Genomic DNA, 20,410 nt, shown 5'->3' on the forward strand with positions numbered 1-20,410 from the left:
TCAGTCGGTACATGTTTGGCTGACCCACTGCATTCGCGAGCAAGCCCGCTCCCACCTTTGATCTCTATTGTCAGGTGGGTTAGCGTCTAGCTTGAACCCAAGTGGCTGCAAGACACGAGGCACAGCATGCACATCAAACTCGCCAACCCCCGTGGCTTCTGCGCCGGCGTGGACCGTGCGATCGAAATCGTCAACCGCGCCCTGGAAGTCTTCGGGCCGCCGATCTACGTGCGCCATGAAGTCGTCCACAACAAATTCGTGGTCGAAGACCTGCGCGCTCGCGGCGCCATCTTCGTCGAAGAGTTGGACCAGGTGCCGGACGACGTGATCGTCATCTTCAGCGCCCACGGTGTTTCCCAGGCGGTGCGTACCGAAGCGGCAGGCCGTGGCCTGAAAGTCTTCGACGCCACCTGCCCACTGGTGACCAAGGTACACATCGAAGTCGCACGCTACAGCCGTGACGGCCGTGAGTGCATCCTGATCGGCCACGCCGGGCACCCGGAAGTCGAAGGCACCATGGGCCAGTACGACGCCAGCAATGGTGGTGCCATCTACCTGGTGGAAGACGAAAAAGACGTCGCCAACCTGCAGGTGCGCAACCCCGAGCGCCTGGCATTCGTGACCCAGACAACGTTGTCCATGGACGACACCAGCCGCGTCATCGACGCCCTGCGCTCTCGCTTCCCGGCCATCGGTGGCCCGCGCAAGGACGACATCTGCTACGCCACGCAAAACCGCCAGGACGCCGTCAAGCAGCTGGCCGACGAGTGCGATGTGGTCCTGGTGGTCGGCAGCCCTAACAGCTCCAACTCCAACCGCCTGCGCGAGCTGGCCGAACGCATGGCAACACCGGCGTACCTGATCGACGGTGCGGAAGACATGCAACTCAGCTGGTTCGATGGCGTCGAGCGTATCGGCATCACTGCGGGTGCCTCGGCCCCGGAAGTCCTGGTGCGCGGTGTGATCCAGCAGTTGCACGCCTGGGGTGCCACAGGTGCCGATGAGCTGGTCGGTCGTGAAGAAAACATCACTTTCTCCATGCCCAAGGAGCTGCGGGTTCGCTCGTTGCTCTGAGTGCGAGGGCGCCGGAGTAGCTCCGGCACAACGCCTGCTCGGCCCTGTCGCTGCGCAGGCTGATACGCCCGCTGGGCGCCAGTACCACCTGGTACTGGCTTTGCGCCTGGTCCGTGGCGCACACATGCACAGTGCCCGCACGAAACCCCCCGCCTGAAAAAACCGGTTCGCCCAGCCCGCTGAAGCGTACCTGGCTCTTGACCGGGCCATTGCCGACAATCGCTACGCGCCCGCTGTCCTGATGCTCCAGCAGCACCGGATTATCCTCGTCCTGGTGGCCGCGCCCGCTCACATCCACGATCACTCGCCAGCCTCGGCTCCAGTCTTCGTCCTGTGCGTGAATGACGACGGCCCGGTTGCGTGCGATGGCTTCGGTACGTGCGAAGCGCAGCCCTCCGGCCAGGGATTGTGCGGCGCTATGCCGTTGCTGTGATTCGAGCAGGTTCCTGAAACCGGGCACTGCCAGGTTGGCCAGGATGCCGCTCAGGATCAGCCCAAGCAGCAGTTCAATCAGGGTGAAACCGCGTTGTTGCATAGGTCATCCCTCCGTGGATGTGGGTGCAGTCCTAGGTATAGCGTCTGCGCCTTGACCCTGGATGATGGCCTTTTTGTCGAAAGTATTTCCCTTTGTTCCGGTAGCGCCACGCTTGAAAAACCGCCGCTAGTCTTGGGGGGCACAGCAGGTTTTTCCTGCTTCTTCTTGGCCTTCGACACGGACGACGATGGTAATGCTTGCTTGCCCGAACACGTTTTTCTCCAGCGCCTTGCTTCGGCGCCAAACCGGCATGACGCTGATCGAGGTGCTGGTCGCACTGTTGATTCTCGCCATTGGCTTGTTGGGCGCGGCGGCCATCCAGCTCAATGCGCTCAAGTACACAGACAGCTCCAGGATGATCAGCCAGGCCAGTTTCATTGCCTACGACATGCTCGACCGCATCCGCGCCAACGCCGCTGCCGACTACGCATGGGGCCGCGCAGAACGGGCGCCGGCCAGCCGTGCCAGCGCCAGCGTGCGTGACCTGGACCTGCATGATTTCGAAGCCAATATCCTCGGGTTTGCCGGGCCGAGCGCCAAAGGCTCGGTGGCGGTCAGCGCCAATGAAGTCACCGTGACCATCAGTTGGGACGACCGGCGGGCCACAAGCACCAGCGACGCACGCGAGACCTTTACCCTGACCAGCCGAATCGGTCATGAGCCCGGAGTGTTGCCATGAGCTCGCGTCTTCGCGGTTTCAGCCTGCTTGAGGTGCTGCTGGCGCTGGCGATCGGGCTGGTGCTGGTGGCGGGGGGCAGCCAGGTGGTGATTAGTACCCGCATGACACAGGCGAGCCAGCAGGCGGCCATGTTGCTGCAGGATGATGCGCGGTTTGCCCTTGGCAAGATGGTTCAGGACATCCGTCAGGCGGGCATGTTTGGCTGCCTGGGCACGGCGTTTATCGAGAACGCCCCGGCGTCCTTTGATCTGCCTGTGCGCTGGAGTGCCGGGAACGGCTCAGCGTCACTGACGTTGGTGACGGTGGATATCGGCGATGGTGGCGGCAAGCCCGACTGGACGGTGCTGTCCGATTGCACGGGGACTGCCGAGGCGTACACCGGCAGCGCGCCAGTGGTTGTGCCTGGGCAGATTCCCTTCGGGTTACGACAGATTACCTACACCTTCGAGGCGGCCCAGTTGAAGGTCAGTACGCCTGCGGCACCGGCCAAGGCCGTGCTGGTGGATAATGTGCAGGCGTTCGATATCAGCTTCGGCGTGGCGGCCAAACCGGATTCGGTGGAAGTGGTGCGTTATGACGCCCGTCCCGGTGATGAATCCCTGATCCGCAGCGTACGTATCCTGATGACGCTTCAGGACCCCACGGGGCGGGTCAAGGATCAAGCCTACAGCGTCGTGGTCGCGCTGCGAAACCGATTGGGGTGAGGCAGGCATGGGGATTTCTCAACGCACTGATGTGCGGCAGACGGGCATGGTGCTGCTTATCAGCCTGGTATTTGTGCTGTTGTTGTCGCTGATTGGCTTGGCGTCGATGCAGGGCGCGGTGTCCCAGCAGAAGGCCGCCGCCAGTCTGGGGCATCGCAACCAGGCGCTGCAAAGTGCCGAGAGCGGCCTGCGGCTGGGGGAGTCAGTCGTACAGCGGGTACCTGCGGCCTTGCCGGTGTGTCGGTCCGTCGTCACCTGCGCGCCGCCGGGCGAGGCATTTTCACTGAGTGGTGCCGGGGTGAACCCGGTTTCCGGCGTTACCTGGGTCGCGCTCAAGGGCGGTTTCTACGGCGTTCAGTCCCTGGGCCCTGCCGTGGGGCTGGCTCATTTACCGCCGCAAGTATCGGCCGCCGCGTATCGAGTGACGGCGGTCGGGCTAAGCGGCCAATCCCGTACGGTCTTGGAAAGCGTGTACGCGCGGGTAGACGAGGAGGGTGGCTCGCGGTTTCGGCGGGTGGCCTGGCGGCAACTTCAATAAGGAGCGGTGGGATGGGCAAGGAAAGCCGGGGTTTTACCCTGATCGAGTTACTGGTTGCCGTGGCAATCATCGGGGTGCTGGCCGGGGTCGCTTACCCCAGCTTTACCGGCCAGGTAAAAAAGGTCTATCGCGGGCAAATTGTCGCGCTGTTGACCGAGCAGGCGCAGTACCTGGAGCGCTTTTATGCGCGCAATGGCAGTTTTATTGACGCCAGCGGCGTCAGTGACGGCAATGATCGCTATAGAATCACCGCTGTATTGAACCCTCAGGATTTCCGCCTGCTGGCCACGCCCATTGCTGACTCGGTGATGGCCGCTGACCCTTGCGGCAGCTTCAGCCTGACCAGCACCGGCGCGCGGGCCAACCCAGGCGCAGCACCGGATGTGTCGCGCACGCTGTGCTGGGGGCAATGATGAAAGTGCTGGATGACTGGGCGCCGGGTGCGCTTGTCCCTATTTATCGGCTGGATCGAATAATGGCTAAGCAACAGCGAGTGGTGGTGGTCGGCGGTGGCGTAATCGGCTTGTTGACGGCGTTCAACCTGGCGACCCAGGGGCAGGCCGTAGTGCTGCTGGAGCGTGCCGGCGTGGGGCAGGAGTCTTCCTGGGCGGGCGGCGGCATTGTTTCGCCGTTGTACCCGTGGCGCTACAGTCCGGCGGTCACAGCGCTGGCCCACTGGTCGCAGGATTTCTATCCACAACTGGCCGAGCGCCTGTTTGCTGCCACGGGGGTCGATCCCGAGGTTCACACCACCGGCTTGTATTGGCTCGATCTGGAAGACGAGGCCGAAGCGCTGGCCTGGGCTGCACGGGAAGGCCGCCCCTTGAGCAAGGTCGATGTTTCGGCCGCCCACGATGCGGTGCCGGTGTTGGGCGGCGGCTATTCCCACGCGATCTTCATGGCCAATGTCGCCAATGTGCGCAACCCCCGGCTGGTTAAGTCCCTCAAGGCCGCACTGTTGGCGCTGCCGGGTGTGACCTTGCATGAACAATGCGAGGTGACCGGGTTTGTGCAGGACGCCGGCAATGTCGTGGGGGTGAATACCACGGGTGGCCCGATCCTCGGCGATCAGGTGGTGTTGGCGGCGGGGGCGTGGAGCGGTGAGTTGCTGGGTACTCTGGGTTTGTCGCTGCCGGTGGAGCCGGTCAAAGGCCAGATGATCTTGTACAAGTGTGCCGCGGATTTCCTGTCGAGCATGGTCCTGGCCAAGGGGCGTTATGCGATCCCGCGGCGTGATGGGCATATCTTGATTGGCAGCACCCTGGAGCATGAGGGCTTCGACAAGACGCCGACCGACACTGCGTTGGAAAGCTTGAAGGCGTCGGCGGTCGAGCTGATTCCGGCCTTGGCCGAGGCCGAAGTGGTCGGGCATTGGGCTGGCTTGCGCCCGGGGTCGCCGGAAGGTATTCCGTACATCGGCCAGGTGCCGGGGTTCAGTGGCTTGTGGCTTAACTGCGGGCACTACCGCAACGGCCTTGTGCTGGCGCCGGCGTCTTGCCAGTTGTTTGCCGACTTGTTGCTGGGACATGCGCCGATCATCGACCCGGCGCCGTATGCCCCGCAAGGTCGAATCAACGCTGGATAGATTTCGGCCCTTGTTCCAGATGGGGTTGGCTGCAATACCACGCCTGGCCTGAGCTCAGGGCGTGATTCTGCGGCAAATGCACGCCGCAGTGGGCGCAGCGCACCATCAATGCGGCGTCGGGTTCGGCGGAGCGCTGCTGTTTGGCAGCCGGGCTTTTGAATTTACGCCAGAACCATACTGCGGCGGCAATGATGGCGATCCAGAACAGTAGACGAACCATGGTGGGCAGCTTCTCGACGAGGAATGCGCCAGTTTAGCCAAGGACATGGCAGGCGCACAGCGCAATAATGCTTGCCCATAAAAAAGGGAGCCTCGTGGGGCTCCCTTTTTGCGTTGCGTCAACGGATCAGTCGAACACACCGAAGGTCATGTAGCTGAACCACGAGCGGTCCTGGTTGTTGCCCAGGGCTTGCGGGGCTTCTTCTTCGATCACGTCGCCGTTCTCGTCATGGGGCTTGAGCTCCGAAGGAATGGCTTCCTTGGCATCCTGGAACTGCTTCATCACGTCCTGGTTGGCGCGGGTTTCGCCCGGCGGCAGCGGTGGACGGGACTCGATCAGGCCCAGGGTGTACTTGCTCAGCCACGAGCGGTTGTCCGCTTCGGCGACTTGCGGCACGAACTGGCCGTCTTTCAGGCTTGGGTGATCCGGGTAGTTCAGCTTCAGGGTTTCCAGGCTGGTGTTGGCCAGGTCGTCCAGGTGCAGGCGCTGGTAAGCCTCGGTCATCACGGCCAGGCCGTCACCCACGGATGGGGTTTCCTGGAAGTTTTCCACTACATAGCGGCCACGGTTGGCGGCGGCGACATAGGCCTGACGGGTCAGGTAGTAGTGGGCGACGTGGATCTCGTAGGAGGCCAGCAGGTTGCGCAGGTAGATCATGCGCTGCTTGGCGTCCGGCGCGTAGCGGCTGTTCGGGTAGCGGCTGGTCAGCTGGGCGAACTCGTTGTAGGAGTCGCGGGCAGCGCCCGGGTCACGCTTGGTCATGTCCAGTGGCAGGAAGCGCGCCAGCAGGCCAACGTCCTGGTCAAACGAGGTCAGGCCCTTGAGGTAGTAGGCGTAATCCACGTTCGGGTGCTGCGGGTGCAGGCGGATAAAACGCTCGGCGGCGGACTTGGCAGCTTCCGGCTCGGCGTTCTTGTAGTTGGCGTAGATCAGCTCAAGCTGCGCCTGGTCGGCGTAGCGGCCGAACGGATAACGCGACTCCAGTGCCTTCAGCTTGGCTGTGGCGCTGGTGTAGCTATTATTGTCCAAGTCTTTCTGAGCCAGCTGGTACAACTCGACTTCGCTCAGGTTTTCGTCGACGACGTCCTTTGTTGACGAGCAAGCAGCAGTCATGGCGAGGATGGCGATCAGCAGCAGGTGTTTCACTTGCATGGCGGCTTGCGTCCCTATGACGGCCGCTGTCTTGGGCGGGGCCGTCCTGTTATGATGAGCGCCCCGTTGAAAGCCTCGGGGCAAAAGACGCCGTATTTAACCACAAGCGCGCAGCCGAAACCAAAGGCTGTGCCACGCCTAGTCTGAGCATGTCCGATAAAATTGAACTTCGCGCAGAGGTGCCGTCCGAATTGGGCGGCCAACGCCTCGATCAAGTCGCCGCACAATTATTCGCTGAGCACTCGCGCTCGCGCCTTTCCGCCTGGATCAAAGACGGCCGCCTGACTGTGGATGGAGCGGTTATCCGCCCGCGAGACATAGTCCATGGTGGTGCGATTCTTGAGCTGACTGCCGAGCAGGAAGCCCAGGGAGAATGGATCGCCCAGGACATTGAGCTGGACATCGTCTATGAAGACGACGACATCCTGGTCATCAACAAACCCGCTGGCCTGGTGGTTCACCCGGCAGCGGGGCACGCTGATGGCACCTTGCTCAATGCCCTGCTGCACCACGTGCCGGACATCGTCAATGTCCCGCGCTGCGGCATAGTGCACCGTCTGGACAAGGACACCACCGGCTTGATGGTGGTGGCCAAGACCATTCAGGCGCAGACGCAGTTGGTCACACAACTGCAGAGCCGCAGCGTCAGCCGCATCTACGAGTGCATCGTGATCGGTGTCGTGGTGGCGGGTGGCAAGATCAACGCGCCGATCGGTCGTCACGGCCAGCAGCGCCAGCGTATGGCGGTGATGGAAGGCGGCAAGCAGGCCGTCAGCCACTACCGTGTGCTGGAGCGTTTCCGCTCCCACACTCACGTGCGGGTCAAGCTGGAAACCGGTCGTACCCACCAGATTCGCGTGCACATGGCTCACATCAACTTCCCGTTGGTCGGAGATCCGGCCTACGGCGGCCGCTTCCGTATTCCGCCGGCGGCGAGTCAGACCATGGTCGAGTCGCTGAAGTCGTTCCCGCGCCAGGCACTGCATGCACGTTTCCTGGAACTGGATCATCCGACGAGCGGTAAGCGCATGAGCTGGGAATCGCCTCTGCCAGACGATCTGGTCTGGTTGCTGTCGCTGCTCAAGCAGGATCGCGAGGCGTTTATCGGATGAGTGACTGGCTGATACCTGACTGGCCCGCGCCGGCTCGGGTAAAAGCCTGCGTTACCACCCGTGCGGGCGGCGTCAGCCTGGCGCCGTTCGACAGCCTCAACCTGGGCGATCACGTCGAGGACAGCCTGGAGGCCGTCCTTGAGAATCGCCGTCGTCTGCGTGATGCCTTTGCTATCCAGCCCGCCTGGTTGCGTCAGGTGCATGGTGTGACCGTGGTCGAAGCTGACCCAAGCCGCACCGCTGAAGCCGATGGCAGTTGGACCAGCACTCCAGGCGTCGCTTGCACTTCAATGACTGCCGATTGCCTGCCCGCATTGTTTTGCAACCGTGCTGGCACTCGTGTCGCCGCCGCCCATGCCGGTTGGCGTGGCCTGGCGGCGGGCGTGCTGGAAGCGGCGTTTGAAAGCCTGGATGCGCAGCCCGACGAGGTTCTGGTCTGGCTCGGCCCGGCCATTGGCCCGCAAGCCTTTGAAGTCGGCCCGGAAGTGCGTGAAGCCTTCATGCAGCAATTGCCGATCACCGCCGAAGCGTTCGTGCCCAGCCGCAACCCCGGCAAGTTCATGGCCGACATCTATCAGCTCGCTCGCCTGCGCCTTGCCGCACGCGGCGTCACTGCTGTTTATGGTGGCGGTTTCTGTACCGTGAGCGATCCGCGCTTCTTTTCTTACCGCCGCAGTCCTCGTACCGGTCGGTTTGCCTCCCTTATCTGGCTTGAGCGCTAGACTCTTCTGACTTAGGTCAACTGTGCGACGCTTGAAACTCGCAGAATCCTCCCCATCTATAAGGGTATCTGGCAGGTTTCTTCACTCAGGATGTTTTATATCTCCGGCCTGCTCAAAAGGAAGGTGACTAATGCGTATTGATCGTTTAACCAGCAAATTGCAGTTGGCATTATCTGACTCTCAATCCCTGGCGGTGGGCCTCGACCACCCGGCCATTGAGCCTGCGCACTTGATGCAGGCGCTCCTGGAGCAGCAAGGTGGTTCTATCAAGCCCTTGCTGATGCAGGTGGGCTTCGACGTCAACAGCCTGCGCAAGGAGTTGAGCAAAGAGCTCGACCAACTGCCGAAAATCCAAAATCCGACCGGCGACGTGAATATGTCCCAGGACTTGGCGCGCCTGCTTAACCAAGCGGACCGTCTGGCCCAGCAAAAGGGCGACCAGTTCATCTCCAGCGAACTGGTGCTGCTCGCCGCCATGGACGAAAACAGCAAGCTCGGCAAGTTGTTGCTGGGCCAGGGCGTGAGCAAGAAAGCCCTGGAAAATGCCATCAACAACCTGCGTGGCGGCGACGCGGTGAACGACCCCAACCATGAGGAGTCGCGCCAGGCCCTGGATAAATACACCGTCGACCTGACCAAGCGCGCCGAAGACGGCAAGCTTGACCCGGTCATCGGGCGTGACGACGAGATCCGTCGCACCATCCAGGTGTTGCAACGCCGCACCAAGAACAACCCGGTGCTGATCGGTGAGCCTGGCGTGGGTAAAACCGCGATTGCCGAAGGCCTGGCCCAGCGCATCATCAATGGTGAAGTGCCGGACGGCCTCAAAGGCAAACGCCTGCTGTCCCTGGACATGGGGGCGTTGATCGCCGGTGCCAAGTTCCGTGGTGAGTTCGAAGAGCGCCTGAAATCCCTGCTCAATGAACTGTCGAAGCAGGAAGGGCAGATCATTCTGTTTATCGACGAACTGCACACCATGGTCGGCGCCGGTAAAGGCGAAGGCTCCATGGATGCGGGCAACATGCTCAAGCCAGCCTTGGCGCGGGGTGAGTTGCACTGCGTCGGTGCCACGACGCTCAACGAGTATCGCCAGTACATTGAAAAGGATGCGGCCCTTGAACGTCGCTTCCAGAAAGTGCTGGTGGAAGAGCCGAGCGAAGAGGACACCATCGCGATCCTGCGTGGCCTGAAAGAACGTTATGAGGTCCACCATAAGGTGGCGATCACTGACGGCGCGATCATTGCGGCGGCGAAATTGAGCCATCGCTATATCACTGATCGTCAGTTGCCTGACAAGGCCATCGACTTGATCGACGAAGCGGCCAGCCGCATTCGCATGGAGATCGACTCCAAGCCGGAAGTGCTCGACCGCCTGGATCGGCGCCTGATTCAGCTGAAAGTTGAATCCCAGGCCCTGAAGAAAGAAGAAGACGACGCGGCGAAGAAACGCCTGGAAAAACTCCAGGAAGAAATCGTCCGTCTGGAGCGCGAGTATTCGGACCTGGAAGAAATCTGGACCTCGGAAAAAGCCGAAGTGCAGGGCTCTGCGCAGATCCAGCAGAAAATCGAGCAGTCCCGCCAGGAACTGGAAGCGGCGCGCCGTAAAGGCGACCTGAACCGCATGGCCGAATTGCAGTACGGGGTGATCCCGGACCTGGAACGCAGCCTGCAAATGGTCGACCAGCACGGCAAGGCCGAGAACCAGTTGCTGCGCAGCAAGGTGACCGAGGAAGAAATTGCCGAAGTCGTCTCGAAGTGGACCGGCATTCCGGTGTCGAAAATGCTCGAAGGCGAGCGCGACAAGCTGCTGAAGATGGAAAGCCTGTTGCACCAACGTGTGATTGGCCAGGAAGAAGCCGTGGTGGCCGTGTCCAACGCGGTGCGGCGTTCGCGGGCCGGGTTGTCCGACCCGAACCGTCCGAGCGGCTCGTTTATGTTCCTCGGCCCGACCGGCGTGGGTAAGACCGAGCTGTGCAAGGCCTTGGCCGAGTTCCTCTTTGATACTGAAGAGGCCATGGTGCGGATCGATATGTCCGAATTCATGGAGAAACACTCGGTGGCTCGCTTGATCGGCGCACCACCAGGCTATGTGGGCTACGAGGAAGGTGGCTACCTGACCGAAGCGGTGCGGCGTAAGCCTTACTCGGTGATCCTGCTGGATGAGGTCGAGAAGGCTCACCCGGATGTGTTCAACGTGTTGCTGCAAGTGTTGGAAGATGGCCGGCTGACGGACAGCCACGGGCGTACTGTGGACTTCCGCAACACGGTGATCGTGATGACCTCCAACCTGGGCTCGTCGCAGATCCAGGAATTGGTCGGTGACCGTGAAGGCCAGCGTGCTGCGGTGATGGATGCGCTGACCAGCCACTTCCGCCCGGAATTTATCAACCGGGTCGATGAAGTGGTGATCTTCGAGCCTCTGGCACGGGATCAGATCGCAGGCATCACCGAGATCCAACTGGGTCGCCTGCGCAGCCGCCTGGCCGAGCGCGAGTTGGCCCTGGAGCTGAGCAGCGAGGCGTTGGACAAGCTGATCGCGGTTGGCTACGACCCGGTGTATGGCGCACGGCCACTGAAACGTGCGATCCAGCGCTGGATCGAAAACCCGCTGGCGCAGCTGATCCTGTCGGGCAGCTTTATGCCTGGCACCAGCGTCGCGGCGACGGTGGAGAACGACGAAATCGTCTTCCATTGAGCCCAGCCACTGGCGCAATAAAAGGAGGCCCCGCATCGCGGGGCCTTTTTTTTCGATAGGGCGTTGAACTGTAAGGAAAAGGCTAGTAAAGTGCGCCCCGCAACAACGTCAGCCCACGGGTTTCTTCTCCCCAAGAAGAAATCAGAAACAAGCGCAAATCATTGTCTTAAAAGCAATTTAAAGGGTTGACAGGGGTTTTTAAGATTGTAGAATAGCGCGCCTCAGACATGACAACGTAGCGATACGGAAGACTCGAAGAGAAGGTTACACCGCAGTAGAAGTTGTACTTTGAAATATGTAGTTCCGTGATAGCTCAGTCGGTAGAGCAAATGACTGTTAATCATTGGGTCCCAGGTTCGAGTCCTGGTCACGGAGCCAATTTCAAACCGGGGTATAGCGCAGTCCGGTAGCGCGCCTGCTTTGGGAGCAGGATGTCGGGAGTTCGAATCCCCCTACCCCGACCATTTTTGGGTCGTTAGCTCAGTTGGTAGAGCAGTTGGCTTTTAACCAATTGGTCGTAGGTTCGAATCCCACACGACCCACCATTTTTGAAACCAGTTAACGCTGGGATCAGATCTTAAGATCAGAGGCCAAAAGCACTGATCGAAGAAGGCGACTGAAAGGTCGCCTTTTTTTTACCGGGGTATAGCGCAGTCCGGTAGCGCGCCTGCTTTGGGAGCAGGATGTCAGGAGTTCGAATCCCCTTACCCCGACCATATTAAAAATCCTCGTATCGAAAGATACGGGGATTTTTTTTGCCTTTTTTTCAGCAGCATTTGTGCAAATTCCAAACAGATATTGTGCTGATTAGTGCGTTGGTGCGGCGAGCCGGTCCTCCTAGACTGGGCCACGTCAGTCAAACAACCCAACAGGAACTCGCACCATGACCCGTACCGCTCCTTTCCTTGCTGTTCAGCCTGCCCGTTCATTGCCTGCGCTGGTCAAGTCCACGCTTGTTGGCCTGGGCATGATGATGGGCCTTGGTCAATTCGCCACCGCCGCCGAAACCGCTGCAAACCCGCACCCGACCATTCGCGCCATGTCGGGCGCCGAAGCCATTGGTCGTCTAGACCCGAAAACCACCGCCTTGCTGGTGATCGACTTCCAGAATGAATACTTCACCGGCCGCATGCCGATCCCCGACGGCATGAAAGCCCTGGAAAACACCCAGCGCCTGATGAAGTTTGCCGACAAGGCACATATCCAGGTCATCCACGTGCAGCACATCGCCCCGGACGGCGCCGCGGTATTTGCCACCAATGGCAAGACCGTCGATTTCCACCCGCTGATGAAGCCACGCCCACAAGACAAGCTTGTGCAGAAAACCTCCGTCAGCGTTTTTGCCAGCACGGATCTGGATGCGCAATTGAAGCAGGCAGGCGTCAAGACCCTTATCATCAGCGGCCTGATGACCCACGCCTGTGTCGCCGGCGCCGCCCGCGACGCCGCGCCGTTGGGCTATGACGTTGTGGTAGCATCCGATGCCACCGCCACTCGGGCGATTACCCGTGCCGATGGCCGTTCGGTGAGCAAAGACGAGCTGCACAACTCGGCGCTGGCTGAGATCGAAGACACGTTTGGCTCGGTGCTGAGCACGTCGCAGATCATTGCTCTGCCGGTGAACTGATTCCCCCGACCAGCCAGGGATCGCCTGCTTCATGAACCAGCTATCCGCCATGCGCGCCTTTCGGGGCATCGTTGAGGCCAAGGGTTTTTCTGCCGCCGCAGAACGCCTGGACACCACGCATTCGACGATTTCACGGCAGTTGCAACAGCTGGAAATTGAACTGGGCGCCCAACTGATAAACCGCAATACGCGGCGATTCAGCCTGACCTCGGCCGGGGAGCAATACTACGCCGCATGCGTTGATATCCTCGATCGCATCGAGGCGGCTTCCCAAGCCATCGCCCAGGGCCACCAGCGCCCGGAAGGTTTGCTCAGGGTCAGCGTGCCGCTGGTGGTGGGTACCCTGGACTTGCCGCACTGGCTGCCGGGCTTTCAACGGCGCTACCCCGATATCGAGCTTGAGCTGCACTGCGACGATCAGTTTGTCGACTTGGTCGCCGCTGGGTTTGATGTGGCTATCCGCATCGCCAGTGCGCTGGCGGACACCACCTTGATGGCGCGCACGTTGGCAGTTTCCAGGCAGGTCCTGGTGGCCTCGCCAGGCTATATCGGCCGTCACGGCTTGCCCCGTTCGGCGCAGGAACTCGACAAACATCGCTTGCTGACGTTTATCGGCGCCACTTCGGATTGGGAGTTGAGTGCGGCGCGGGGTGGCTCGGTCAACGTCACCCCGGCGGGGCGGTTCAGGAGCAATACCATCAGTGCGCTGCATGCGGCGACGTTGGCGGGGGCGGGCATTGCCTGTTTCACCCAGGCCACGGTGCGTAATGAGTTGGTGCAGGGTCTGCTTGTGCCGATCCTGCCCAACTACTCATTGGGCGAGCGGCACTACTACGCTCTCTATCCGCAGTCCCGGCACCTGGCACCGAAGGTCCGGGCGTTTGTCGACCATATGGCGGAGTTTTATTCGGCCCAATAAAAAATCCCCCTATCGTTTGATCGGGGGATTTTTTGTCACTAGGCCGTCGATCAGTGCAGCTTGAGCCTTGGCTCAGTCCCGCGCCCGATCTTGCTGCCGAGCATCAGCATCGCCGTGCGGAAAAAGCCGTACAGGGCCATCTGGTGCATACGGTACAGCGACACATAGAACATCCGCGCCAGCCAGCCTTCCAGCATTACGCTGCCGGTCAGGTTGCCCATCAGGTTACCCACCGCCGAGAAGCGCGACAGCGAGATCAACGAGCCGTAGTCGGTGTATTTGTAGCTCGGCAGGTCCTTGCCTTCGATGCGCAGCTTCAGCGACTTGGCCAACAGCGAAGCCTGCTGGTGAGCGGCCTGGGCCCGTGGCGGCACGTTGCGGTCAGTGCCCGGTTGCGGGCAGGCGGCGCAGTCACCGAAGGCGAAGATGTTCTCGTCTCGGGTGGTTTGCAGCGTCGGCAACACCTGCAACTGGTTGATGCGGTTGGTTTCCAGGCCATCAATGTCCTTGAGGAAACCCGGTGCGCGAATGCCCGCCGCCCACACCTTCAGGCTGGCGGGAATCACCTGGCCACTGCTGGTGATCAGCGCGTCGGCCGTCACTTCGCTCACCGCCGAGTCTGTCAGCACGGTCACGCCGAGTTTCTCCAGGGTTTTATGCACAGGCCCGCCAATCCGCTCCGGCAGGGCAGGCAATACCCGTGGGCCGGCTTCGATCAGGGTGATGTGCATGTTTTCCGGCTTGATGCGGTCCAGGCCGTAGGCTGCCAGTTCATGGGCGGCGTTATGCAGCTCGGCGGCCAACTCGACGCCCGTGGCACCGGCGCCGACGATGGCGACGCTGATCTGCTCGACCGCATCGGTTTGCCCCGCATGGGCGCGCAGATAATGGTTGAGCAATTGCTGGTGGAAACGCTCGGCCTGCTTGCGTGTGTCGAGGAACAGGCAGTGCTGCGCCGCGCCCTCGGTGCCGAAGTCGTTGGTGGTGCTGCCGACGGCGATGACCAGGCTGTCATAGCCCAGCACGCGTGCGGGCACCAGCTCACGGCCTTCTTCATCGAGGGTGGCGGCCAGCTGGATTTTCTTCTGTTCACGATCCAACCCGCTCATGCGCCCCAGCTGGAACTCGAAGTGGTTCCATTTGGCTTGGGCAACATAGTTGAGTTCGTCTTCCGAAGAATTCAGCGAACCGGCCGCGACTTCGTGCAGCAAGGGCTTCCAGATGTGGGTCAGGTTGGCGTCCACCAGCGTGATGCTGGCGGTGCCGCGCTTGCCCAGAGTCTTACCCAGGCGGGTAGCCAACTCCAGGCCGCCGGCGCCGCCGCCGACGATAATAATACGATGGGTCATGGGGATATCTCGCAAGGCTAAAAGAAATCGGAGCAGTTACCCCCGCGAGCGCCAGGCAGCTCATAGCGTCAGGTAACTCAAAAGGCGGCTCAACAGGCCGAGGCCGATCACCACAACCAGCACCACACCGAGGAGCAGCCACGGCCGGAAAGGCTTGCGCTCGACTCGGTTTTGGGAGAGTTGCAGATACTCTTCGACATGCTGTTGGTCATCGGGGTTCAGGCGGCTGGTCATAAAGGCCTCGTCAGGTAGACGTTGCAAAAGGGCGCCACGTTACAGTCCGGGGGCTCAGAGGCTGATGCCCACGTCGAACACTATGCTGCGGCCCAGGTTGTTGCGCAAGAAATCCGGTGCGTCGGGGTGGGCAAACAGCACGCGGGCAAAGGTCGGCCCCACCAGCGACAGCGAGCGCCAGCCCTGGCGCAGATATTCCGTCGGCGGCGGGAAGTGGCTGTTGAGGTCGAGCACTTCACGCTTGAGGCTGGTGAAGGCGATGAGGTCCAGCTCCCCCAGCTCTATTCCGCGTTCTTTATAGTTGTGCGCCTTTTTGCGCAGCGTCGGCGCCAGGCGCAGCAGAAACTCATGGGCAGGGATGCGTCGCGGCTTGGCTTCGCGCCGCACCAACTGGCTGAGGGAGAACGCACTGCGGCGGCGCAGCAACTCGTCGCGCCATTCGTCGTTCAGGCGCCGGCCCTCGTCCAGGACAAAAAACACCTCGAAACTGGCATCGCGAAACAGCACGTCCGGCGGCTCTTGCCCGGCGGCGTGAAACTCTTCGGCCCGGTAGGGCACATTCAAGCCTTGCAGCAGGCGCTGGCAGACCCAACGCTCACGCTCCCATTTGCGGGCATTGGACAAGAACGCGTTGGCTTGTTCGGCCGCTACGGTGAGCAGGCGCAAGTAATCTGAGTCATCCATGCTTGCAGCTTAGCGTTCAAATGATGACCGCAGGAAGTCCCGCTGCAAATGGTCGGTGTAGACTGCGCACTCGAGTGTTATTCAAGTTGGGGGCCGTCGTGATTAGTGCTGCAGTGCTCGCACCACAAACCCTGGGCCTCGGCTGGCTGTTGTTTGTGCCCGTGGTGCTGTGGGCGATGATGCGTTCACCCTGGGTCGAACTGTTTGCCGACCGACGGCGCCAGCATTTGCTGTTCGGCACCGTCTTCGCGCTGTTTATGTTGTGGTTGGTGCGGCGGGATTTCGATACCGGGGTCTCCTACCACTTTATCGGCATGACCGCCGTGACCCTGCTGCTGGATTGGCCCTTGGCAATCGTCGGCGGGTTTGCCGCCCAGCTCGGTTTAATGCTGTTGGGGCGCCAGGACCTGGCGGCGCTCGGCGTCAACGGCCTGCTGTTGATCGGGCTGCCGGTGCTGGTCACCGAAACCTGCGCGCTGCTGGTGGAGCGCGCGCAACCACGCAATCCCTTTGTGTATATCTTCTGCTCGGGCTTTTTCGCCGCCGCGCTGTCGGCCTTGCTCTGCCTGTTGCTGGGGTTGGGGTTGCTGTGGTTCGACGGACGATTTGCCATGCCGGAATGGCTGGAAGATTTCGTTGGCTACCTGTGGCTGATTATCTTCCCCGAAGCCTTTATCAACGGCATGGTTGTCAGCGCCTTGGTGGTGTTCTGCCCGGAATGGCTGGAGACGTTCAACCGCACCCGCTACCTCTCGGCACCCTGGAACGACGACGATTCGCCGCGTTGATCCAGATCAAATCCCGCGCCCACGCGCAGGCCCATGCTCTGCCAAATTTTCCAGGAGCACGGATCATGAGTGTGTACGAGTGGGCACGGCAGGAGTTGCGCAGAAGTCAGGACGCGGCACAGGAGATCGGCTTTGACCCAGGCTTGACCCTGCGCGCCATGCTCAGTGCGGTGGTGCAGCAGAGCAAGGGCGTGCGCAGTTTCGAAGACCTGGCCGACGAGCTGCAATACCTTGCAGAAAACCTCGACGACCAGCAGGAATACGCCTTTATGCGCCCTTAGTGGCGCGGCGTCAGGTCTTCGGAAAACAGCTCATCTTCGGCATCCGGGGCCACGGGGATCTTGTGTTCCTCGGCGGCCCAGGCACCCAGGTCGATGAGTTTGCAACGGTCCGAGCAGAACGGCCGGTTGAGGTTGGTCGCTGTCCATTCCACGGGGGCACCGCAGGTTGGGCAATCGACAGTCAAGGGTTGGCTCATGATCGGCCTCCACGCAAAGTAAGGTAAAAGTGGTGCAGTCGCTCGACCTCGCTGTGCAGCCAGGCGAGGTCCTTGTCATTGACCAGCACATCATCGGCATGTTTCAGGCGCTCTTCGCGGCTGGACTGCGCCTTGAGGATCGCCTGCACCTGCTGTTCGCTGATGCCGTCGCGCTGCAGGGTACGCTGAATCTGCAGCGATTGCGGCACGTCGATCACCAGGATGCGCTGGGTCATGCTGTGCTGCCCGGATTCGATCAGCAGCGGCGACACCAGGATCGCGTAAGGCGACTGCGCACGCGCCAAGTGGCTGCGAATCTCTTCGCCAATCAACGGGTGCAGCAAGGCTTCCAGCCAGCGGCGCTGTTCGGGGACTTCAAAGATCAGCTTGCGCAACGCGGCGCGGTCCAATTGGCCGTCAGGTTGCAGCACGCCTGCGCCAAAGTGCTCGGCGATGCGCGCCAGTGCCGGCCGGCCGGGCTCGACGACCCAGCGGGCGGCGTGATCGGCGTCCACCAGGTCGATGCCCAGGTCGATAAAATGCTGGGCCGCCGCGCTTTTGCCGCTGCCGATGCCGCCAGTGAGGCCAAGAATCCAGGGTGTTGCGACAGAAGTGGTCATCTGAAACCGACAGACTGCAAATAGAAGTCGGTTATTTGACCACCCCAGAGCAATGCAATCCAGCCGGCAATTGCCAGAAAGGGGCCGAACGGCATGGGGGCCGACGCCTGGGTCTTGCGCAGGCGCATCAGGATCAGCCCGCCCATCACCCCGAGCAGCGATGACATCAGCAAGGTCATCGGCAGGATTTGCCAACCGCCCCAGGCGCCGAGCATGGCCAGCAACTTGAAGTCGCCATGGCCCATGCCGTCCTTGCCGGTGGCCAGCTTGAATAGCCAGAACACCGACCACAGGCTCATATAACCGACCACTGCGCCCCACACGGCATCGGCCAACGGCACCTGCAAGTCGAAGCTGTTGAGGATCAGCCCCAGCCACAGCAGCGGCAGCACCAATACGTCCGGCAACAGTTGGTGATCGGCATCGATCAGGCTCATCGCCAGCAACCCCCAACTCAGCAGCATGATCGCCGCACCTTGCCAGCCAAAACCGAAATGCCAGGCGACCACCGCTGATATCAGCGCACAGGCCAGTTCGGTGAAGGGGTAACGCGCGCTGATCGGTTCACGACAGTGGGCGCAGCGCCCCCGGAGCATCAGGTAGCTCAGCACGGGAATATTTTCCCAGGGGCGAATCGGCTGGCTGCAATGGGGGCAGCAGGAGTTGGGAAACATCAGGTTGTAGGTCGGCCCGGCCGGGTCGCTCGCCAGGCCGAGGACTTCCTGGGCCTGGGCGCGCCATTCACGTTCGAGCATTTTCGGCAGGCGCCACACCAGCACGTTGAGAAAGCTGCCGACGATCAGGCCCAGTACCAACGCCACGCCGATAAAAAGCCAGGGGTGTTCACTCAGCAGCAGGCTCAAAATGCGCTCCCCAATTGAAACACCGGCAAATACATCGCAATCACCAGCCCCCCGACAATACTCCCCAGCACGACCATGATTAGCGGCTCCATCAAGCTTGTGAGTCTATCCACCAGGCTGTCTACGTCAGCCTCATAGTGGCTGGCGACTTTTTCCAGCATGCGGTCCAGCGTACCGGACTCTTCGCCGATGATCGTCATCTGGATCGCCATGTTGGGAAACAGGCCACTGCCGGTCATGGCTTGATTCAACGGGATACCGGTGGCGACATCATGGCGCATGCGCTCGATGGCTTGTCTGAATGGCCCCTCGCCGACGGCGCCGGCCACTGAATCCAGGGCCTGTACCAGGGGAACGCCTGCGGTAAACGTAGTCGAGAGTGTGCGGGCGAAGCGGGCGACGGCGGATTTTTTCATCAGTGCGCCTGCCAGGGGTGCTTTCAATAAAGCGGCTTGCAACCTGTGACGAAACCCCGGAGATACGCGATAAGCCTGGCGCAGTGCGGCAATCGCTACACCCAGGCAAAACGCGACGATCCACCCGGCGCGTTGCAGGAACTCCGACAGGGCAATCACCCCCAGGGTAAAACCGGGCAATTCGCCATCGACGCCGGCGAACAGGCTCTGGAATTGCGGCACCACATGCATCAGCAGCAGCGTACAGACCACGCTGGCGACCACCAGCACCGCCGCGGGATAGGTCATGGCCTGCTTGACCCGCGCCTTGAGTTGCTGGGTTTTCTCCAGGTGTATCGCCACCCGCTCAAGCAGGGCTTCCAGGGCGCCGGCTTGTTCGCCCGCCGCAATCAGGTTGCAGTACAACGCATCGAAATAGCGTGGCTGTTTACGCAACGCCGTGGCCAGGTTGGTGCCGGCGGCGATTTCTTGTTTCAACCCGTTTACCAGTGCCTGCATGCGCGGGTTTTCGAAGCCTTCGCTGACGATGTCGAGGGCTTGTAGCAGGGGGATTCCCGCTTTCAGCAGTGTGGCCAGCTGGCGGGTGAAGAGGGCGATATCCAGCGCTGTGATGGGTGATGTGAGGTTTGGCAAAACGCTGGCGCGCTTGTGCACACGCCCAGGGCAGATCCCTTGCTGGCGCAGCTGCGCCTTGACCAGCGCGGGGTTTTGGCCAGCGGTTTGCCCGCACACCCTGCGCCCTTTGCGGTTGGTGCCTTCCCAGGCGTAGATCGTTGAAGCGTTGTCCATGTCACAGTTCCGCATGCGGGGAGTGGAAGATTTATAGCTTAGTCAGGTGACGAATTCGGACAGGCTGGCCGCGCGCGATAAAATGTCAGAATGTGCGTCTTGCAGGCGCTTGCCCCGTTGCGGATGAGTACACTGGCGCCGCTGCACACTACGGGGCGCAGGACGCGCCTTGTCATGGGTTCTATTCTGGAGAGTGAATGTGATACGTCAGAAAGGCTTTACCTTGATCGAGTTGCTGATCGTCGTGGCAATCATCGGCATCTTGGCCACCATCGGCTTGCCGATGTACACCACGCACCAGGCCAAGGCCAAGTTCACGGCGGGGCTGGCTGAAATCACGGCGTTGAAGGCCGGCTACGAGGATGTTTTCAACCAAGGCACAGTGCCTACCGTGGCCTTGATCGGTGGCGCGAGCCAAACCGCCAATTGCAAGATCGACGTGGCCGGGGATGTGGCCACGGGCGTCGGTTCCATCAGTTGCGAAATCATCGACGCCCCGGCGCCGGTGCTGGGCAAGACCATCACCTTGACCCGCGACGCGACCAAGGGCTGGAAGTGTGTGACCAGCGCCGAAGAAAAATACGTCGCCAAGGGCTGTGGCGCCAACGGCGCGTAACGACCCAAGCA

At 61.2% G+C, this 20,410-nt stretch carries 24 protein-coding genes and 4 tRNA genes; 18 read left to right on the plus strand and 10 right to left on the minus strand.

From position 1 onward, the window contains the following. The first annotated feature begins 126 nt into the window (after positions 1-126). Positions 127-1,074, plus strand: coding sequence for a 4-hydroxy-3-methylbut-2-enyl diphosphate reductase (gene ispH, locus NUV89_RS14640; RefSeq protein WP_257781882.1), 948 nt, complete (start codon positions 127-129; stop codon positions 1,072-1,074). Here ispH and NUV89_RS14645 read toward each other — a convergent pair. Then, complete coding sequence (locus NUV89_RS14645) at positions 1,028-1,609, minus strand: GspH/FimT family protein (protein WP_257781883.1); 582 nt, start codon at positions 1,607-1,609, stop codon at positions 1,028-1,030. The two genes, ispH and NUV89_RS14645, sit on opposite strands and share 47 nt — an antisense overlap. Positions 1,610-1,802: 193 nt before the next feature. Here NUV89_RS14645 and pilV point away from each other — a divergent pair, with 193 nt between their 5' ends. The 5 genes from pilV (at position 1,803) to thiO (ending at position 5,115) form a co-directional block, all read left to right on the plus strand. After that, entirely contained in the window at positions 1,803-2,288 is a 486-nt protein-coding gene (gene pilV, locus NUV89_RS14650; RefSeq protein WP_257781884.1) for a type IV pilus modification protein PilV, read from the plus strand. Beyond that, complete coding sequence (locus NUV89_RS14655) at positions 2,285-2,992, plus strand: PilW family protein (protein WP_257781885.1); 708 nt, start codon at positions 2,285-2,287, stop codon at positions 2,990-2,992. Before pilV ends, NUV89_RS14655 begins: the two co-directional genes overlap by 4 nt. Positions 2,993-2,999: 7 nt before the next feature. Next, a complete protein-coding gene (locus NUV89_RS14660; protein WP_257781886.1) occupies positions 3,000-3,530 on the plus strand; it encodes a PilX N-terminal domain-containing pilus assembly protein in 531 nt (176 codons plus the stop codon). 11 nt (positions 3,531-3,541) lie between these two features. Beyond that, entirely contained in the window at positions 3,542-3,943 is a 402-nt protein-coding gene (locus tag NUV89_RS14665; protein ID WP_257781887.1) for a type IV pilin protein, read from the plus strand. 62 nt (positions 3,944-4,005) lie between these two features. Then, positions 4,006-5,115: a glycine oxidase ThiO gene (thiO, locus tag NUV89_RS14670; RefSeq protein WP_257781888.1), complete on the plus strand. Its 1,110-nt coding sequence runs from the start codon at positions 4,006-4,008 to the stop codon at positions 5,113-5,115. Here thiO and NUV89_RS14675 read toward each other — a convergent pair. Next, complete coding sequence (locus tag NUV89_RS14675) at positions 5,102-5,335, minus strand: PP0621 family protein (RefSeq protein ID WP_017737918.1); 234 nt, start codon at positions 5,333-5,335, stop codon at positions 5,102-5,104. The genes thiO and NUV89_RS14675 overlap by 14 nt on opposite strands. A gap of 126 nt (positions 5,336-5,461) precedes the next feature. Next, positions 5,462-6,487: an outer membrane protein assembly factor BamD gene (locus NUV89_RS14680; RefSeq protein WP_017737919.1), complete on the minus strand. Its 1,026-nt coding sequence runs from the start codon at positions 6,485-6,487 to the stop codon at positions 5,462-5,464. 149 nt (positions 6,488-6,636) lie between these two features. Here NUV89_RS14680 and rluD point away from each other — a divergent pair, with 149 nt between their 5' ends. From rluD to NUV89_RS14725, 9 genes are all read left to right on the plus strand, one after another. After that, positions 6,637-7,599, plus strand: a complete 963-nt coding sequence (gene rluD / locus NUV89_RS14685; RefSeq protein WP_017737920.1) for a 23S rRNA pseudouridine(1911/1915/1917) synthase RluD — start codon at positions 6,637-6,639, stop codon at positions 7,597-7,599. Then, entirely contained in the window at positions 7,596-8,321 is a 726-nt protein-coding gene (gene pgeF / locus NUV89_RS14690) for a peptidoglycan editing factor PgeF (RefSeq protein ID WP_257781889.1), read from the plus strand. The genes rluD and pgeF overlap by 4 nt, the downstream gene beginning before the upstream one ends. Positions 8,322-8,451: 130 nt before the next feature. After that, positions 8,452-11,016: an ATP-dependent chaperone ClpB gene (gene clpB / locus NUV89_RS14695; protein ID WP_257781890.1), complete on the plus strand. Its 2,565-nt coding sequence runs from the start codon at positions 8,452-8,454 to the stop codon at positions 11,014-11,016. Positions 11,017-11,318: 302 nt separating this feature from the next. Beyond that, positions 11,319-11,394 (plus strand) — tRNA-Asn (locus NUV89_RS14700). 9 nt (positions 11,395-11,403) lie between these two features. Beyond that, positions 11,404-11,480 (plus strand) — tRNA-Pro (locus tag NUV89_RS14705). Between the two features lie 5 nt (positions 11,481-11,485). Then, a tRNA-Lys gene (locus NUV89_RS14710) sits at positions 11,486-11,561 on the plus strand. 94 nt (positions 11,562-11,655) lie between these two features. Beyond that, positions 11,656-11,732: transfer RNA gene (locus NUV89_RS14715), tRNA-Pro, on the plus strand. A gap of 167 nt (positions 11,733-11,899) precedes the next feature. Further along, positions 11,900-12,643 (plus strand): cysteine hydrolase family protein, encoded by a 744-nt coding sequence (locus tag NUV89_RS14720; RefSeq protein ID WP_374684502.1) that lies wholly within the window; start codon positions 11,900-11,902, stop codon positions 12,641-12,643. A 31-nt stretch (positions 12,644-12,674) separates the two neighbouring features. Next, positions 12,675-13,562, plus strand: a complete 888-nt coding sequence (locus NUV89_RS14725) for a LysR family transcriptional regulator (RefSeq protein ID WP_257781891.1) — start codon at positions 12,675-12,677, stop codon at positions 13,560-13,562. 50 nt (positions 13,563-13,612) lie between these two features. Here NUV89_RS14725 and NUV89_RS14730 read toward each other — a convergent pair whose 3' ends face one another. Genes NUV89_RS14730 through NUV89_RS14740 form a run of 3 tightly spaced genes read right to left on the minus strand, consistent with a single transcriptional unit; the run spans position 13,613 to position 15,829 of the window. Further along, positions 13,613-14,911: an NAD(P)/FAD-dependent oxidoreductase gene (locus tag NUV89_RS14730; RefSeq protein WP_207040114.1), complete on the minus strand. Its 1,299-nt coding sequence runs from the start codon at positions 14,909-14,911 to the stop codon at positions 13,613-13,615. A gap of 60 nt (positions 14,912-14,971) precedes the next feature. Continuing rightward, a complete protein-coding gene (locus NUV89_RS14735; protein WP_016976295.1) occupies positions 14,972-15,145 on the minus strand; it encodes a DUF3094 family protein in 174 nt (57 codons plus the stop codon). A gap of 54 nt (positions 15,146-15,199) precedes the next feature. Then, a complete protein-coding gene (locus tag NUV89_RS14740; protein ID WP_016971624.1) occupies positions 15,200-15,829 on the minus strand; it encodes a DUF1780 domain-containing protein in 630 nt (209 codons plus the stop codon). A gap of 98 nt (positions 15,830-15,927) precedes the next feature. Between NUV89_RS14740 and NUV89_RS14745 the strand changes: the two genes are divergently transcribed. Both NUV89_RS14745 and NUV89_RS14750 read left to right on the plus strand, forming a co-directional pair. Then, complete coding sequence (locus tag NUV89_RS14745) at positions 15,928-16,617, plus strand: energy-coupling factor ABC transporter permease (RefSeq protein ID WP_257781892.1); 690 nt, start codon at positions 15,928-15,930, stop codon at positions 16,615-16,617. 65 nt (positions 16,618-16,682) lie between these two features. Further along, positions 16,683-16,898 carry a hypothetical protein gene (locus NUV89_RS14750; protein ID WP_003171680.1) on the plus strand — a complete coding sequence of 72 codons (216 nt, stop codon included), beginning with the start codon at positions 16,683-16,685 and terminating at the stop codon, positions 16,896-16,898. On the opposite strand, the gene yacG is transcribed toward NUV89_RS14750, so the two are convergent. Genes yacG through NUV89_RS14770 form a run of 4 tightly spaced genes read right to left on the minus strand, consistent with a single transcriptional unit; the run spans position 16,895 to position 19,783 of the window. Beyond that, positions 16,895-17,095, minus strand: a complete 201-nt coding sequence (gene yacG, locus NUV89_RS14755; protein WP_017737928.1) for a DNA gyrase inhibitor YacG — start codon at positions 17,093-17,095, stop codon at positions 16,895-16,897. The two genes, NUV89_RS14750 and yacG, sit on opposite strands and share 4 nt — an antisense overlap. Continuing rightward, the gene (gene coaE, locus NUV89_RS14760) at positions 17,092-17,715 is read right to left on the minus strand and encodes a dephospho-CoA kinase (RefSeq protein ID WP_124527526.1); all 624 of its coding nucleotides are present in this window, start codon (positions 17,713-17,715) and stop codon (positions 17,092-17,094) included. The genes yacG and coaE overlap by 4 nt, the downstream gene beginning before the upstream one ends. Further along, the gene (locus NUV89_RS14765) at positions 17,712-18,578 is read right to left on the minus strand and encodes an A24 family peptidase (protein ID WP_257781893.1); all 867 of its coding nucleotides are present in this window, start codon (positions 18,576-18,578) and stop codon (positions 17,712-17,714) included. Before NUV89_RS14765 ends, coaE begins: the two co-directional genes overlap by 4 nt. Continuing rightward, positions 18,575-19,783: a type II secretion system F family protein gene (locus NUV89_RS14770; protein WP_257781894.1), complete on the minus strand. Its 1,209-nt coding sequence runs from the start codon at positions 19,781-19,783 to the stop codon at positions 18,575-18,577. Before NUV89_RS14770 ends, NUV89_RS14765 begins: the two co-directional genes overlap by 4 nt. A gap of 202 nt (positions 19,784-19,985) precedes the next feature. On the opposite strand from NUV89_RS14770, the gene NUV89_RS14775 reads away from it, so the two are divergent. Continuing rightward, positions 19,986-20,399: a pilin gene (locus tag NUV89_RS14775; protein ID WP_308220196.1), complete on the plus strand. Its 414-nt coding sequence runs from the start codon at positions 19,986-19,988 to the stop codon at positions 20,397-20,399. Positions 20,400-20,410: the final 11 nt, after the last annotated feature.

The organism is Pseudomonas sp. 18.1.10 (assembly GCF_024655625.1).
Classification (GTDB): Bacteria; Pseudomonadota; Gammaproteobacteria; order Pseudomonadales; family Pseudomonadaceae; genus Aquipseudomonas.

Bases quoted from the DNA above. Each gene is read 5' to 3' on its own strand.
- ispH (WP_257781882.1), top strand. From the start codon at position 127: ATGCACATCAAACTCGCCAACCCCCGTGGCTTCTGCGCCGGCGTGGAC.
- NUV89_RS14645 (WP_257781883.1), bottom strand. From the start codon at position 1,609: ATGCAACAACGCGGTTTCACCCTGATTGAACTGCTGCTTGGGCTGATC.
- pilV (WP_257781884.1), top strand. From the start codon at position 1,803: ATGCTTGCTTGCCCGAACACGTTTTTCTCCAGCGCCTTGCTTCGGCGC.
- NUV89_RS14655 (WP_257781885.1), top strand. From the start codon at position 2,285: ATGAGCTCGCGTCTTCGCGGTTTCAGCCTGCTTGAGGTGCTGCTGGCG.
- NUV89_RS14660 (WP_257781886.1), top strand. From the start codon at position 3,000: ATGGGGATTTCTCAACGCACTGATGTGCGGCAGACGGGCATGGTGCTG.
- NUV89_RS14665 (WP_257781887.1), top strand. From the start codon at position 3,542: ATGGGCAAGGAAAGCCGGGGTTTTACCCTGATCGAGTTACTGGTTGCC.
- thiO (WP_257781888.1), top strand. From the start codon at position 4,006: ATGGCTAAGCAACAGCGAGTGGTGGTGGTCGGCGGTGGCGTAATCGGC.
- NUV89_RS14675 (WP_017737918.1), bottom strand. From the start codon at position 5,335: ATGGTTCGTCTACTGTTCTGGATCGCCATCATTGCCGCCGCAGTATGG.
- NUV89_RS14680 (WP_017737919.1), bottom strand. From the start codon at position 6,487: ATGCAAGTGAAACACCTGCTGCTGATCGCCATCCTCGCCATGACTGCT.
- rluD (WP_017737920.1), top strand. From the start codon at position 6,637: ATGTCCGATAAAATTGAACTTCGCGCAGAGGTGCCGTCCGAATTGGGC.
- pgeF (WP_257781889.1), top strand. From the start codon at position 7,596: ATGAGTGACTGGCTGATACCTGACTGGCCCGCGCCGGCTCGGGTAAAA.
- clpB (WP_257781890.1), top strand. From the start codon at position 8,452: ATGCGTATTGATCGTTTAACCAGCAAATTGCAGTTGGCATTATCTGAC.
- NUV89_RS14720 (WP_374684502.1), top strand. From the start codon at position 11,900: ATGACCCGTACCGCTCCTTTCCTTGCTGTTCAGCCTGCCCGTTCATTG.
- NUV89_RS14725 (WP_257781891.1), top strand. From the start codon at position 12,675: ATGAACCAGCTATCCGCCATGCGCGCCTTTCGGGGCATCGTTGAGGCC.
- NUV89_RS14730 (WP_207040114.1), bottom strand. From the start codon at position 14,911: ATGACCCATCGTATTATTATCGTCGGCGGCGGCGCCGGCGGCCTGGAG.
- NUV89_RS14735 (WP_016976295.1), bottom strand. From the start codon at position 15,145: ATGACCAGCCGCCTGAACCCCGATGACCAACAGCATGTCGAAGAGTAT.
- NUV89_RS14740 (WP_016971624.1), bottom strand. From the start codon at position 15,829: ATGGATGACTCAGATTACTTGCGCCTGCTCACCGTAGCGGCCGAACAA.
- NUV89_RS14750 (WP_003171680.1), top strand. From the start codon at position 16,683: ATGAGTGTGTACGAGTGGGCACGGCAGGAGTTGCGCAGAAGTCAGGAC.
- yacG (WP_017737928.1), bottom strand. From the start codon at position 17,095: ATGAGCCAACCCTTGACTGTCGATTGCCCAACCTGCGGTGCCCCCGTG.
- coaE (WP_124527526.1), bottom strand. From the start codon at position 17,715: ATGACCACTTCTGTCGCAACACCCTGGATTCTTGGCCTCACTGGCGGC.
- NUV89_RS14770 (WP_257781894.1), bottom strand. From the start codon at position 19,783: ATGGACAACGCTTCAACGATCTACGCCTGGGAAGGCACCAACCGCAAA.